12 protein-coding genes and 1 pseudogene are annotated in these 13891 nt (G+C 63.1%); 8 read left to right on the top strand and 5 right to left on the bottom strand.

Annotated elements, in window-relative coordinates; all coding sequences use genetic code 11:
• The 8 genes and pseudogenes from APH30_RS21515 to APH30_RS21480 all read left to right on the top strand — a co-directional run.
• Positions 1 to 1105 (top strand): annotated as a pseudogene (locus tag APH30_RS21515) (acetolactate synthase large subunit); the annotation flags it as partial.
• Between the two features lie 223 nt (positions 1106 to 1328).
• Complete coding sequence (locus APH30_RS21510; protein ID WP_054913716.1) at positions 1329 to 2225, top strand: nitrilase family protein; 897 nt, start codon at positions 1329 to 1331, stop codon at positions 2223 to 2225.
• A gap of 10 nt (positions 2226 to 2235) precedes the next feature.
• On the top strand, positions 2236 to 3390 hold the full coding sequence (locus APH30_RS21505; protein WP_054913715.1) for a hypothetical protein: 1155 nt from the start codon (positions 2236 to 2238) through the stop codon (positions 3388 to 3390).
• Complete coding sequence (locus tag APH30_RS21500; RefSeq protein WP_054913714.1) at positions 3387 to 4376, top strand: asparaginase; 990 nt, start codon at positions 3387 to 3389, stop codon at positions 4374 to 4376. Before APH30_RS21505 ends, APH30_RS21500 begins: the two co-directional genes overlap by 4 nt.
• 92 nt (positions 4377 to 4468) lie before the next feature.
• Positions 4469 to 5020 (top strand): UPF0149 family protein, encoded by a 552-nt coding sequence (locus tag APH30_RS21495; RefSeq protein ID WP_054905987.1) that lies wholly within the window; start codon positions 4469 to 4471, stop codon positions 5018 to 5020.
• Between the two features lie 215 nt (positions 5021 to 5235).
• Complete coding sequence (locus tag APH30_RS21490; protein ID WP_054913713.1) at positions 5236 to 5865, top strand: glutathione S-transferase family protein; 630 nt, start codon at positions 5236 to 5238, stop codon at positions 5863 to 5865.
• 21 nt (positions 5866 to 5886) lie between these two features.
• Positions 5887 to 7923, top strand: coding sequence for a pyridoxamine 5'-phosphate oxidase family protein (locus APH30_RS21485; protein ID WP_054913712.1), 2037 nt, complete (start codon positions 5887 to 5889; stop codon positions 7921 to 7923).
• Positions 7924 to 8006: 83 nt separating this feature from the next.
• Positions 8007 to 8903 (top strand): LysR family transcriptional regulator, encoded by an 897-nt coding sequence (locus APH30_RS21480; protein ID WP_054913711.1) that lies wholly within the window; start codon positions 8007 to 8009, stop codon positions 8901 to 8903.
• A gap of 21 nt (positions 8904 to 8924) precedes the next feature.
• On the opposite strand, the gene APH30_RS21475 is transcribed toward APH30_RS21480, so the two are convergent.
• The 5 genes from APH30_RS21475 to APH30_RS21455 form a co-directional block, all read right to left on the bottom strand.
• On the bottom strand, positions 8925 to 9794 hold the full coding sequence (locus APH30_RS21475) for an aldose 1-epimerase (RefSeq protein ID WP_054913710.1): 870 nt from the start codon (positions 9792 to 9794) through the stop codon (positions 8925 to 8927).
• 25 nt (positions 9795 to 9819) lie between these two features.
• Entirely contained in the window at positions 9820 to 10743 is a 924-nt protein-coding gene (locus tag APH30_RS21470; RefSeq protein ID WP_054913709.1) for an EamA family transporter, read from the bottom strand.
• A gap of 175 nt (positions 10744 to 10918) precedes the next feature.
• The gene (locus APH30_RS21465; RefSeq protein WP_009682579.1) at positions 10919 to 12199 is read right to left on the bottom strand and encodes a TRAP transporter large permease; all 1281 of its coding nucleotides are present in this window, start codon (positions 12197 to 12199) and stop codon (positions 10919 to 10921) included.
• Positions 12200 to 12727 (bottom strand): TRAP transporter small permease, encoded by a 528-nt coding sequence (locus APH30_RS21460; RefSeq protein ID WP_009682578.1) that lies wholly within the window; start codon positions 12725 to 12727, stop codon positions 12200 to 12202.
• A gap of 64 nt (positions 12728 to 12791) precedes the next feature.
• Positions 12792 to 13763 carry a TRAP transporter substrate-binding protein gene (locus APH30_RS21455; RefSeq protein ID WP_009682577.1) on the bottom strand — a complete coding sequence of 324 codons (972 nt, stop codon included), beginning with the start codon at positions 13761 to 13763 and terminating at the stop codon, positions 12792 to 12794.
• Positions 13764 to 13891 lie beyond the last annotated feature (128 nt).

Raw genomic sequence — 13891 nt, 5'->3', positions numbered from 1 at the left:
ATTGGCCGAGCACGTGGCCATCGAAGCAGCGATTGAAAAGCTACACAAAGCCCGCAGTCCGATTTTGGTTATCGGCGCCGGTGCCAACCGCAAGATGACCGCCAAGGTCCTCAAGCAACTGATCGACAAGACCGGCATCCCGTTCATCACTACCCAGCTGGGTAAAGGTGTGGTCGATGAGCGCCACCCACGCTTCCTGGGTAACGCTGCGCTGTCGTCCGGCGATTTCGTGCACCGTGCGATCGAAGCGGCGGACCTGATCGTCAACATCGGCCACGATGTGATCGAGAAGCCGCCGTTCTTCATGGTGCGTGGCGGCACCGAAGTCATCCATATCAACTTCCGTTCCGCCGAAGTCGATGCCGTGTACTTCCCGCAGGTTTAAGTGATCGGTGACATCGCCAACGCCGTGTGGCAGATCGCTGAAGGCCTGGGCGACACTTCGCACTGGGACTTCACCCGCCTCATGGCGATTCGTGAAGCCAACGAAGCCCAGATCGCCGAAGGCGCCGACGACGACCGCTTCCCGGTCTACCCACAGCGCCTGGTGGCCGACATTCGTCGCGTGCTGCCGTCCGAAGGCATCGTGGCCCTGGACAACGGCATCTACAAGATCTGGTTCGCCCGTAACTACAAGGCGCACAAGCCGAACACCGTGCTGCTGGACAACGCCCTGGCGACCATGGGCGCCGGCTTGCCATCGGCCATGGCTGCACACCTGGTCTACCCGGATCGCCCGGTGATTTCGGTGTGCGGTGACGGCGGCTTCATGATGAACAGCCAGGAACTGGAAACCGCCGTGCGTCTGGGCATGCACATCACCGTGGTGATCCTGCGTGACGATGGCTACGGCATGATCCGCTGGAAGCAGGCCAACATGGGCTTCACCGATTTCGGCCTGGACTACGGCAACCCGGACTTCGTCAAGTATGCCGAAGCCTACGGCGCCAATGGCCACCGCGTGGAAAGCGCCGACGGCCTGCTGCCGCTGCTGGAGCACTGCATCAAGACCCCAGGCGTGCACGTGATCGACTGCCCGGTCGACTACAGCGAAAACGACCGCATCCTCAACAGCGAGCTGCGTGAGCGCGCGCTGGCGGTGTAAACAGATCCACAAGCCCTTCATAGGGCCAGCAGGCGCTGGGAGCTTATGCTCCTGCGTCAGCTGGCTGTGGGCAATCACTCCTTCCCGCTCTTTATCCTAGGGCGTTTCCCACTCAATTCTCTCCAAGATCCTTCAACTGCTTGAGAATCGCCCGACTGTCCCTCCAAAACCCAACCCCGCTCTACTGGCGACCTTCCAAAACAACCACAAAAAGGAAGTCGCCATGTCCGAACATTGCCCCCCCGTCAGCCCTGTCCGCATCGCAGTCATCCAGTACGACCCACAAGTCGGGCTAGAGTACTGCGATGGCAACCTGAGCAGAGGCCTGGCACTGGCCCGGCGTGCGGTGCGTGAAGGTGCCAATCTGATCGTGCTGCCCGAGCTGGCCAACACCGGGTACACCTTTCACTCCCGTGCCGAGGCCTATGCCCATGCCGAAACGTTGCAGGCGGGCCGCAGCCTGAAAGCCTGGGCTGATTTCGCCAGGGAATATCAGGTGTACCTGGCAGCAGGATTCGCCGAGCGTGAGGGCCTGAAGCTCTACGACAGCGCCGTATTGTTTGGCCCCGACGGCCTGCTTGGCCACTATCGCAAGGCCCACCTGTGGAACCAGGAAAAACTCTGGTTCACCCCTGGCGACCTCGGCTTCCCTGTATTCGAGACGCCAATCGGCCGTATTGGCCTGCTGATCTGCTGGGACATCTGGTTCCCTGAAGTGCCAAGGCTCATGGCAGCGCAAGGGGCAGACATCATATGCAGCTTGAACAATTGGATGTGGACACCGCCTCCGCTGTTTGATGAAACAGGGCGTTGCATGGCGTCGTACCTGACCATGACAGCCGCGCATGTGAACAATGTCTACATCGCCGCCGCAAACCGTATCGGCAGTGAGCGAGGAGGGCGCTTTCTCGGTTGTTCGTTGATTGCCGGAACCAACGGTTGGCCCATTGGTGCTGTGGCCAGTGCGGAGGAGGAAAGCATTGTCTACGCCGATGTCGACCTCAGCAGCGCGCGTTCAGCGCCGATCTGGAACAGCCTCAACGACCTGCAGCGTGATCGCCGTACCGACCTCTACGATGCTGCGCTTGGCTACCGCCTGCATGCGCCTATGCCACGCTGAGGATCCGCACATGAAGCCATTACTGCTGCCCAATCGGCAGCACGCCCCCGTGCTGATCTTCACCTGCCTGGCAATGCTGCTGGCAGCCAGCCTTGCGTCAGGCCTGTGGCCAGACTACGGGCAACTGGCGGCGACACTGGACCAACCGCTTAGTCGTTTGCGCTGGATAGTGGGCGATATCAGCGAGGTCGCATTCTACAAGCATGAGCTGCCTGCGCTGGGCTTGCTGCTAGGCGCCAGCCTGGCACATTGGGCCCATCTTCGCGGGTACCGCTGGCAGGGATTTGCCATCTGCTATGGAAGCGGACGGTGGCCATGGGTGTTCACCAGCTCGCTGATGGGCCTTTTACTTAGCCATGCCTTGTGGGGATGGACCTTGGCCAGTGGTACCTGGCAACCTACGTTCGTGGCCTTCGTATCGTTGCCGGCAGCGATGGTGCTGTTGTATGGGGCGGGCTGGCGGGTGGCGATAGCAGGCGCATTGCTGGGGGCAATACTGGTAACCCCGGCGAGTCTGCTGCTGGTCAACTACCTGTGCTACCCCCTGCAGTTGCCTGTGGTTATCGGCAACGTGGGTGGAATGGCCGTGGCAAGTGCCGCCGCTTTCCTGCTGTGCAAGCGCTACCCGTCATGGGTCCGTCAAAGCCACGAACCCGACGTTGTGAAACCTGTGGCCAGCCAGCCATCCTACGGTGTGATCTGGACCTTGCGGCGTGTACTGGCCGATTTCAGTGAAGCCCCCTTCTTTGGCAATGAGCTGGCCAGTCTGGGTCTACTGCTGGGCTTGTTACTGGCTTACCTATTGGCCCCGGCAGCACCTGCATACGGTTCAATGTTGGCGTTGCACATTGTGGCCGGACAGGCCTTGGCATCCTTCGTCGGGGTCGTATTCTGGCGCGGCCAGTGGCAAGCCCGGGGGTGGTATCCGACTTACATTCCGATTGTCTCGATCGTGCCGGCCGCCGTGCTGACGCATGGCGGTAGTTGGCAAGTCATTGTGGCCAGTGCAGTGCTGGGGGCCCTGGTGGCTCCGCCGCTGGCAGTGGCGATCACGCAGCGGTTGCCGGGTTATGTGCATGGCTACATCGGCAACGTGGTGTCGATGGCCATCAGCACGTTGGGAATCGTACCGCTGATCGGGTTACTGGTGGGGGGAGAAGGATGATTGAGCATTCGGACCTGCCCAAGCTGTCGATCGCCAGTTTGGGCGGGACGGTCAGCATGCAGGCTACAGCGGGTGGGTGTGGCGTAACGCCCACCCTGGACTGTGAGCAGCAACTGCTTCAGGTACCGCAGTTGCGCGAAATGGCGCAGTTGACTGTAACGTCATTGAGCCTGGTCCCCAGTGCATCGCTCAGCTTCAACGCGTTGCTGGAAGTACTGGCCTGGGCTCGCTGCGAAGTCGAGGGCGGTGCCCGGGCCGTGATACTGACCCAAGGCACCGACAGCCTTGAGGAAACGGCCTTTTTCCTTGACCTGCTCTGGCCATTCGATGCGCCTTTGGTGATGACCGGTGCAATGCGCTCGCCCAGCCAGCCGGGCAACGATGGCCCGGCCAACCTTCTGGCTGCGGCCCAGGTTGCATTGGCACGAGGCAGCGGTGGGCGTGGTGTGCTGGTGGTGATGAATGATCAGATCCATCGTGCGACAAAGGTTCGCAAGACAGCCAGCCTGGCGATAGCGGCATTCGACTCGCCTGGTTTCGGTCCTGTGGGGGAAGTTGTAGAAGGTGTTGCAACCTACCGCCATCCCCCAGACAGGCGGGAGGTACTCCCGCTACCGGGGCGTACCGACCAGCGCGTCATCCTGCTGGAGGCGTGCCTGGACGCCGACACGGTATTGCTGCAGGCTCTGCCCGCATTGCGCTACGACGGGCTGGTCATCGCCGGGTTCGGCGCCGGCCATGTTTCCGGCAGTTGGTCTGATGTTCTGGAGCACATGACGCCAACCCTGCCAGTCATTGTCGCCACTCGTACAGGTGAGGGGGCTACAGCCCGCGCAACATACGGTTTTTCCGGCTCCGAGATCGACTTGCAGAAAAAAGGTGTGCACATGGCCGGGCACCTCTGCCCGCGCAAGTGCCGCATCTTGCTGTGGCTGCTGATTGGCGCCGACCGGCAGCATGAGTTGCCGGGTTGGCTGCCCACCTGAAAATTTGCCCGTGCAGTGCCTTGCACGGGCAACCCTTCAAGCAATGCTGTGCTAGGGTGCACACACTTTTGCTAGCAAGGATTCCCTGCCCGATGCTCCCGCCACTCAGCGAAAAAGAACTGCACCGCCTCGAAGACCTGCTGATCACCTACGGCAACGACTACTCGGTACTCAACCTGGCCGAGCTCAATGGCTTTTTCACCGCGCTGGCTAGCTCGCCGACCACGGTCACCCCCGAGCACTGGCTGCCGGCAGTGGCGGGTGGCAAGGTGCCCAAGTTCAAGAAACCGGCCCATGAAGAAGCCTACGTTGCATTGATGCTGCGGTATGCCGACCAAGTCGCCGGACAGTTGGGCGACCACATCGATCAGTTCGAGCCGCTGTTCGAGGAAACAGAAGACGAGCAGGGCACCGTGGTCGTGATGGAAGAATGGTGCTTCGGCTACATGCGCGCTACCCAGGTCGCCAACTGGGAAGCTTTGCCGCCAGAGCAGGACCAGTTACTCAAAGCCATCTCTTTGCATGGGCTGGAGGATAACTTCGAGCTGCTGGACCAGATGAGCGAAGCGGAGATCCAGGCCTGTGTGCCGAAGGTGATCGAAGCCGCGCGTGGTTTGTTCCGCTACTTCAACAAGCCGCACTGAGGCACACGGGCTCGGTTGCTGCGGTACTTGCTGGGGCCGCACTGCGGATCCGTCGGCAAGCACCCGAAAAACGCAGACTATTTTTTGTCATGGGGCGGTTTACTATTCCATCTGGCGAAATTATGGTTTCCCCCGCGCACTGATTCTGCTGCCAGCCGAATCAGTGCAGCATGTGCTCCATCAGCCCAATCCGGTGCTGACCAGGAGCCAAGCCCATGTCGAACCCGATCAAGCTCTACAACTTCCCCAAGTCCGGCCACGCCCACCGCATCGAGCTGATGCTTTCGCTGCTCAACCTGCCTACCGAGCTGGTGTTCGTGGACCTGGCCAAAGGTGCGCACAAGCAGCCGGACTTCCTGGCCCTCAACCCGTTCGGCCAGGTACCGGTCATCGATGACAACGGCACGGTGATCGCAGACTCCAACGCTATCCTCGTTTACCTCGCCAAAAAATATGACAACGGCACCTGGCTGCCCGAGGCGCCAGCCGCTGCCGCCCGTGTACAACGCTGGCTGTCGGTCGCTGCAGGCCCGCTGGCCTTTGGCCCGGCCGCTGCACGCCTGGTGACCGTGTTCGGCGCTTCGTTCAACACTGACGAAGTGATTACCCGGGCGCACACCCTGCTCAAGGTGATTGATGCCGAACTGGCCAAGTCGCCGTTCCTGGCAGGCGACACGCCGACCATCGCCGACATCGCCAACTATTCGTACATCGCCCATGCACCGGAGGGCAACGTGTCGCTGGAGCCGTATGCCAACGTACGTAGCTGGCTGGCGCGGATCGAGGCATTGCCGGGCTTCGTACCGATGCCCCGCACCGTCATCGGGCTGCAGACCAGCGTCTGATCCCCTGCGAGGAACGCCACCATGCAACAGTCCCCCGATCACCGCCCCTCGCCTTGGCATGCGGGCGAGAAAACCCTGCAGGAAAAGGTCGGAGTAGCAGAGCGCATGGAGGCGTTCGGGCAAAAGGTCATTCGTGACTACATGCCCGACCAGCACCGCACGTTCTACCATCAGTTGCCGTTCATGGTGGCGGCCAGCGTAGACGCTCAGGGGCGGCCCTGGGCGACGCTGCTGGAAGGGCCGGAGGGTTTCGTCAGTTCGCCCGACCCACGCCAGTTGACCATTGATACCAGGCTAGCGGCCGATGACCCGGCGACCCCGGGGTTGGTCGCCGGGCAGGCAATCGGCCTGCTGGGCATCGAACTGCACACCCGCCGGCGCAACCGCCTCAACGGGCAGATTCGCAAGGCGGTTGCAGGGCAATTGCAGGTGACGGTAGAGCAGTCGTTCGGCAACTGCCCGCAATACATCCAGTTGCGTGATTACACGCGCGTCGCCGAACCGGCTCAGGGGCGCATCGATGCGACATCCTTGGATGCCACGACCGTCAGTATGATCCAGTCTGCCGACACCTTCTTCGTCGCCAGCTATGTCGAGCATGACAACGGCCAGCGTTCGGTGGATGTGTCCCACCGTGGCGGTCGGCCAGGATTCGTCAGGGTCCAAGGCAATACGCTGACCATTCCCGACTACGCCGGTAACCTGCACTTCAACACCTTGGGCAACTTGTTGGTCAACCCGAGGGCAGGTTTGTTGTTCATCGACTTCAGCAACGGCAACGTGCTGCAGGTGTGCGGGCGTGCCGAGGTGCTGCTGGAAAGCCCGGCCATCCAGGCGTTCGAAGGTGCAGAGCGGCTGTGGACGCTGGAGGTCGACCAGGTGGTGTGGCGGCCGGCTGCGGTTTCCCTGCGCTGGGCCTTCAAGGAGTACGCCCCCACCAGCCTGATGACCGGCACCTGGCCCGAGGCCGATGCGCGTTTGCAGCAACGTCAGCAGCAGCGCCAATGGCAAGCCTGGCGGGTGCTGCGGGTAGAGCAGGAGAGCCGCGATATCCGTTCGTTCTACCTCCAGCCGCCCAGCGATAGTGCTGTGGTGTTTGCACCCGGGCAACATGTTCCGGTGCAGGTCAAGCGCGACGGTGAGGCGCCGCTTATCCGCACCTACAGCTTGTCCAGCGCACCTTCCGACGGCTATTGGCGCATCAGCGTCAAAGCCCAGGGCCCGGTTTCCCGCCACTTGCATGCGCGCATCGCGCCAGGCGATGTGCTTGACGTTCGCCCACCCATGGGCAGTTTCACGCTCGACGTGCAGAGCACGCGGCCTTTGGTGCTGATTGGCGCTGGCGTAGGCATTACGCCGTTGCTGGCCATGCTGCGTGAGCAATTGAGCCATGGGCAGGCTCGGGCCATCCACGTGTTCCAGGGGGCGCGTAGCCTGGCCGACCTGCCGTTCAGGCAGGAGCTGGCGAGTCTGCGGCAACGGGCCGAGGGCTTGCTGCACATTCATCGCGCCCTGAGCCAGCCGGAAAGCCATGCGCTGCTTGGGCGGGATTACGAGTTTGCCGGGCGCCTGGGCATCGGGCAGGTCAAGGCGACGCTGGCACTGGACGACTACGAGTTCTACCTGTGCGGACCGGGCAGTTTTACCCAGGACTTGTATGAAGGGTTGCGCGGCGTGCATGTGCCGGATGCGCGGATTCACGCAGAAGCGTTCGGGCCGTCGACGTTGCGCCGGCACACGCACGCCGACCAGCCCGCCTTGCAGCAGCCACCCGCTGCCAGCGAGCCAGTACCGGTGTACTTTGCGGCGTCGGCCAAGGAGGCGCGCTGGGCACCCGGCAGCGGTACCTTGCTGGAACTGGCCGAGGCGCGCGGGCTGGCGCCGGAGTTCAGTTGCCGGGGTGGCTCGTGTGGTACCTGCCAGACCAGACTGGTGAGTGGCCAGGTGCATTACCCGAATCCACCGGCAGAGCTACCGGAGGCGGGGTCGGTGTTGATCTGTTGTGCCGTGCCGGCGCAGGTGCAGGAGGGGGTACAGGCCCTGGTGCTGGACATCTGATACACCAGCCCCGCCTCTTCGCGGGCAGCAGAAAATACCCAGATGAACAATAATCCCGGCACCTCATGCCCCCAGGAGCTCGCATGGACCAGATCCACCTGATGAAGGTATTCGTCGCCGTAGGTGAGCTGGAAAGCTTCGCCGCTGCTGCCCGCCGCCTGGCCATCTCCCCGGCCGCCGTCACCCGTGCCGTCAGCGCCCTGGAGGAGCAGCTGGGGGTCAAGCTGCTACTGCGCACCACCCGCAGCGTGCGCCTGACCGAGGCAGGCGGCCGCTACCTGGAGGACACACGGCATATCCTGGCCAGCATTCACGAGGCCAACGAAGCGGCGGCCGGCATCAATGCCACCCCCAAGGGCGACCTGGCGGTGACTGCACCGATCCTGTTCGGCAAGAAGTTCGTCATGCCCAGCATCGTTCGCTACCTGCAGCAGTATCCGCAAGTCGATGTGGCCGCCTACTTTCTCGACCGCGTGGTGAACCTGGTCGAGGAAGGCATGGATGTGGCCGTGCGCATCGGCCCGTTGCCCGACTCCGGGTTGAAGGCCCTGCGGGTCGGTCAGGTCCGGCGCATGTTGTGCGCTGCGCCCGGTTACCTGGCGCGCCACGGTGTGCCCAGGCACCCCTCGGACCTGGCCGGGCATGCGGTGATCGGTACCACCAACCTGTCCCCCCGAGCCGGCTGGCGCTTTGGCGTGACCGATGAGCCGACTTTGGTGCGCATGAAACCGCGGCTGACGGTGACCAGCAATGATGGGGCTATCGCTGCGGCCTGCGGTGGCCTGGGGATTGCCCGTTTATTGTCATACCAGGTGGCTGATGAACTGGCGAGCGGGCAGTTGCAGGTGATTCTGGCCGAGTATGAGGAAGCACCCTGGCCGATTCACATACTGCACCGCGAGAGCAAGTACGGGTCGGCCAAGGTCAGAACCTTCATCGACATGCTGGCGCAGGCGCTGCGGGACCAGCAGCTGGAGTGAGCACGTAGCGCCCACAACGCGTTACAACGCTTGGTACTGCATGCTGAACCCCAGGCTCATCGTGTCACTCTGTTGCAACAGCCTCAGCCCGGGCCGGCCGGGCAGGTGATGGGCGTTGACCGGGTGGCTGACCGGCTCGAAGCAGAAGAAGCCTTGCCCCGGCGGGCAGAACAGCAAGAAGTGCTCCGCCCCGCTGGCGCGACAGGCCAGCCGGTAGCCTGCCCCTGGCTGTTCGATCACACAGTGCCCCGGCCAGCCACTGAAGGCGTGGTCGACCAGCGTCTCGGGCAGGTGGCCCAGTGCTTCGAACCGCCACGGCTCGGGCACCGTGGCCTGATACGACGGCAAGCGCCCAGCCTCGGCCAGCCACACCTTGCGCGCGGGCGCAGACAGCTTGGTATCGGGGTAGCGCGGAAGGTAAGGGTGCAGGCCCAACCCATACCAGTTGGCCGAATCATCCCGGTGCGTCACATGCAGGTCCAGGGTCAGGCAGCCTTCATGCAGGTGTATATCCAGCGTGGCCTGGTAGGCGAAGGGTACGGCACTGTCCAGCGTCAGCCGTGCGCGCCGTTCGCTGTGGTGCGCCACGTGCCAGGCCTGCTGCCAGGCGCTGCCATGAATGGGATACGGGTCGTGCTCGGTATTCTGCGCCAATGCCTGCCAGCCCTGCGGCCGGGCATAACCAGCCTCGGCAACCCGATTGGACCAAGGCGCCAGTGGGTAGCAAGCCAGCCGCCTGGGCGCGGCGCTGGCCAAGGCAGCCGCGTCGGTATGGCGCAGCAGCGCCTGCCCGGTTGCCTTGACCTGCCAGTTGACCAGGCTGGCACCCAGTTCCGGCGCCAGGCTCAGGCGGGTCAGGCGGTCCTGCAGGTGCAGTGTGGTCACAGCCATGCAATGTTCCTCTGGAGCAGAGCGATCAGTTGGCCCGCCGGTAAGTGAGCAGCACGATGCCGCATACCACCACAGCGCCGCCGAGCAATTGCAGCGGGCCCAGTTGCTGGTCGAGCAGGGCCCAACCCAGCAGTAAAGTGGCGATGGGTTCGACGTTCATCACCGGGGCGTTTTGCGCCATGTTCAACCTGGGTACGCAGACGAACAGCAAGCTGAACGCCAGCCCATACAGCAGTACCAGGCTGGCCAGCGCCACCCAGCCACTGCTGCTGCCCGGCAGCGACAAACCGGCCGGCATCACCCCGCTGGCGCCCGCGAGCAGCATGCTGGAGAACACGATCAGCAGGGTCAGCAGGCTGCGCACCGGGCCCCGCACGCTAGCCAGCTTGTGGTCGGTGATCCACAACGCGCAAGCAAAGGCACAAGCGGCGCCGAAGGCCAGGCTGACCCCCAGCGCCCAGTGCGGGTTGCCCGCACTGCTGTCGGCCAGGCGTGCCGGCACATCCAGCGCCAGCACCAGGCCGCACAGGATCAAGCCCATGAACAGCACGGTGCGGCCAGTGGGGCGCGCACCGCCCAGCGCCCAGGTCAGCAGCGCCAGCAGCATCGGGAAGGTATTGCCCACCAGCAAGGCCAGGGCCACCGGGATGCGCGCCACCGCCGAATACAGGCACAGGCTCTGGGTGGCGATCAGCAGGCCAAGCAGCAGTTGCCAGCGGCGGGTGCCAGCGGGCAGCGCCAGCGCCTGACGTTGCCACAGCAGCACGCCGGCCAGCACCAGGAAGGTAATGCCGGAACGGCAGAGTATGGCCAGCAGCACACCGGTGCCGTCATCGAAGGCGATGCGTGCGGCGATATGGTTACCGGCGAATGAGCAGGCAAGCAGAGCCAGCAGGGCGATGGCCAGCTGGCGCGGGAACAGCGGGGGAGCAGAGGAGGGGACAGCCATGTGCAGGATCCGTTTGCAGGTAGATTTTCCAGCCCTATCGCAGTCGTTGTAGGAGCGGCCTTGTGTCGCGATGGGCCGCAAGGCGGCCCCAGCAATATTCGCAACAACGCCGAAAACCTGGGGCCGCTTTGCGGCCCATCGCGACACAAGGCCGCTCCTACAGGCTGAGGTGCGGTTACAGCACCACGCTAGGCAGCCACAGCGAAATGGCCGGAATGTAGGTCACCGCCATCAGCACCAGGAACAGTGCCAGGTAGAACGGCAGCAGCGCCTTGACCGTCGATTCGATACTCACCTTGCCCACCGCCGAGCCGACGAACAACACGGCGCCCACCGGCGGCGTGATCAGGCCGATCCCCAGGTTCACCAGCATGATCATGCCGAAATGCACCGGGTCCACGCCGATGCCGGTGATCACCGGCAACAGGATCGGCGTAAGGATCAGGATCAGCGGCGCCATGTCCATCACCGTGCCCAGCAGCAGCAACATGAAGTTGATGCACATCAGGATCACATAGCGGTTGTCCGACAGGGTGAGGAACGCCGTGGTGATCTTCGACGGGATCTGCATCAGCGTCATCACGTAGCCAAAGCTGGCCGCGAAGCCGATCAATATCATCACGATCGAGATGGTGCGCACCGTGCGGTGCATCAGCTTGGGCAGGTCGCGCCACTTGTAGTCACGGTAGATGAACATGGTCACGAAGAATGACCAGACGACCGCCACGGCTGCCGACTCGGTCGCAGTGAACACGCCCGACAGGATACCGCCCAGGATGATCACCATGGCCATCAGGCCCCACAGTGCCTCACCGGCAATCTTCAGCGCCTGGCGCAGCGGGATGACCTCACCCTTGGGGTAGTTGCGCTTCTTGGCGAACAGCAGGCACAGGCCCATCATCACCGCGCTCAGCAGCAACCCTGGCATCACCCCGGCCATGAACAGCGAGGCGATCGAGACCGTGCCGCCCGCCGCCAGCGAGTACAACACCGAGTTGTGGCTGGGCGGGGTCAGCAGCGCCTGTACCGAGCCGCTCACCGTCACGGCGGTAGAGAACTCGCGCGGGTAGCCTTTGCGCTCCATCTCCGGGATCAGCACCGAGCCCACCGAGGCGGTGTCTGCCACCGACGAGCCTGAAATTGCACCAAAGAACGTCGAGGCCATGATGTTGACCAGCGAAAGGCCGCCGCGCACGAAACCCACCAGCACCCCGGCAAAAGCCACCAGCCGCCGTGACATGCCGCCTTCGGCCATGATGGCCCCGGCCAGCACGAAGAACGGAATGGCCAGCAGCGAGAATTTGTTAACCCCGCTGGCCACCTGGATCATCATCGCCTGCAGCGGTATGTCTATCCACCAGGCGCCGATCAGCGCCGAAAGGCCCAAGGCATAGGCCACGGGCATGCCCAGCAGGATGAGCGCGATAAAACTGCCCAACAGAATGAACGCATCCATTTACGCCGCTCCTTCGTTTTCTTCCAGTTGGTCGAAGCGCACCACCTTGCGGTGGCTCTGGTCGCCCAGCAGAAGTTTTTCCAGCACAAACACCAAGGTCAGCACGCCACCGATCGGGATCGGCGCATAGGTCATGCCCACGCGCACACTGGGCAGGGAGGCCAGAAACTGGTTCCAGGTGGTGATGCACAGCTGGGTGCCGTACCCGGTCATGAACAGGCACACCAGGACCATCAGTACCTGCACCAGCAGGGCCACCAGCCGGCGCTGCAGCGGCGGCAGGCGGTCGGTGATCATCGCCACCGCCATGTGCGCCCCGGCGCGGTAGCTGGCGGCGGCGCCAACGAAGGTGAACACCACCATCAGCAAGATGGCCACCGGCTCTGGCCAGCTGGCCCCGGTGCCGAGTACATAGCGGGCGAAGATGCCCCACGGGATGATCAGCGACATGCTCAGGATCGACAGGCCGGCGACCCAGATACAGGCGCGGTACAACGTGTCGTTGGCACGCAGAAAGAGGTTTTTCATGGGCATCACCAAAGCGGCAGGGCGGCTGACGCGGCCCTGCCGAGGTCGGTAGGAAAGGTCGCGCTTACTGCACCGCGTCGATACGTTTCATCAGGTCGGCGTATTGCGCGCCGTATTTTTCCCGCACCGGTGCGGTCGCGTCGTAGAAGGGCTTCTTGTCGACGGTGATGAACTCGACACCGGCGGCCTTGAGCTTCTCTTCGCTGCTGGCCGTTTTCGCATCCCACAGCACCCGCTCTTCCATCTGCGCCTCACGCGCTACCTTTTTCACCAGCGCTTGCTGTTCGGGGGTGAGCTTGTTCCAAGTGGTCTTGGACATCACCACCGGCTCGGGCAGGATCAGGTGGTTGGTCAGGGTGAAGTACTTGGCACTCTGGTAGTGGTTATGTTCGAGCAGGGTCGGTGGGTTGTTTTCGGCGCCGTCGATTACGCCGGTCTGCAGCGCGCTGAAGATCTCCCCGGTGTCCATGGCGATGCCGTTGCCGCCCATGGCGTTCATCATGTCGATGAACAGCGGGTTGCCCTGCACGCGAATCTTCATGCCCTTCAGGTCTTCCAGGCTGCGCACCGGCTTTTTCGTGTAGAGGCTGCGCGAGCCGCCATCCATCCAGGCCAGGGCCACCAGGTTGAAGTCGGAGTTGGTGATCTTGTCGAGGATTTCCTGGCCGATCTCGCCATCGATGACCTTGCGCATGTGGTCGTGGTCGCGGAACACGAACGGCATGTTGAACACGTTCACATCCGGCACCACCGGGCCGACGATCCCCAGGCTGACGCGGGTCATCTGCACGGCGCCGATCTGCGCCTGTTCGATCACTTCCTTCTCCGAGCCCAGCACACCGCCGGCAAACATCTTGAAGGTGATGTCGCCATTGCTGGCCTGTTCCAGTTTCTTGCCCATGTTCTGCTCGGCCACCACCGTGGGGTAGCCGGCGGGGTGAATTTCCGCGAACTTGATGTCCAGCGCCGAAACGGGCATGGCCACGCTGCAGGCGAAGGGGAGTACGGCAAGAAGCAGCTTGCGTTTGAACGTCATGATGAAACTCCGTGGTTTTTATTATCTGGTTTCGGGCGTGCAAAGGGTGTGGTGCGCGTCGCGGGGCTCAGCCCCGCCAGGCTGGCTCCTCCAGGCCCTTGGTGCCTGGGTTGAGGGCAAATACCCCG

This window comes from Pseudomonas sp. NBRC 111127, assembly GCF_001320345.1.
Classification (GTDB): domain Bacteria; phylum Pseudomonadota; class Gammaproteobacteria; order Pseudomonadales; family Pseudomonadaceae; genus Aquipseudomonas; species Aquipseudomonas juntendi.
Note: the sequence above shows the minus strand (reverse complement) of the source record. Positions and strands in the feature narration are given on the sequence as shown.

Coding starts and splice junctions, on each gene's coding strand:
- APH30_RS21510 (WP_054913716.1), top strand. CDS start 1,329: ATGTCCGAACATTGCCCCCCCGTCAGCCCTGTCCGCATCGCAGTCATC.
- APH30_RS21455 (WP_009682577.1), bottom strand. CDS start 13,763: ATGACGTTCAAACGCAAGCTGCTTCTTGCCGTACTCCCCTTCGCCTGC.
- APH30_RS21490 (WP_054913713.1), top strand. CDS start 5,236: ATGTCGAACCCGATCAAGCTCTACAACTTCCCCAAGTCCGGCCACGCC.
- APH30_RS21470 (WP_054913709.1), bottom strand. CDS start 10,743: ATGGCTGTCCCCTCCTCTGCTCCCCCGCTGTTCCCGCGCCAGCTGGCC.
- APH30_RS21465 (WP_009682579.1), bottom strand. CDS start 12,199: ATGGATGCGTTCATTCTGTTGGGCAGTTTTATCGCGCTCATCCTGCTG.
- APH30_RS21475 (WP_054913710.1), bottom strand. CDS start 9,794: ATGGCTGTGACCACACTGCACCTGCAGGACCGCCTGACCCGCCTGAGC.
- APH30_RS21500 (WP_054913714.1), top strand. CDS start 3,387: ATGATTGAGCATTCGGACCTGCCCAAGCTGTCGATCGCCAGTTTGGGC.
- APH30_RS21485 (WP_054913712.1), top strand. CDS start 5,887: ATGCAACAGTCCCCCGATCACCGCCCCTCGCCTTGGCATGCGGGCGAG.
- APH30_RS21495 (WP_054905987.1), top strand. CDS start 4,469: ATGCTCCCGCCACTCAGCGAAAAAGAACTGCACCGCCTCGAAGACCTG.
- APH30_RS21460 (WP_009682578.1), bottom strand. CDS start 12,727: ATGAAAAACCTCTTTCTGCGTGCCAACGACACGTTGTACCGCGCCTGT.
- APH30_RS21505 (WP_054913715.1), top strand. CDS start 2,236: ATGAAGCCATTACTGCTGCCCAATCGGCAGCACGCCCCCGTGCTGATC.
- APH30_RS21480 (WP_054913711.1), top strand. CDS start 8,007: ATGGACCAGATCCACCTGATGAAGGTATTCGTCGCCGTAGGTGAGCTG.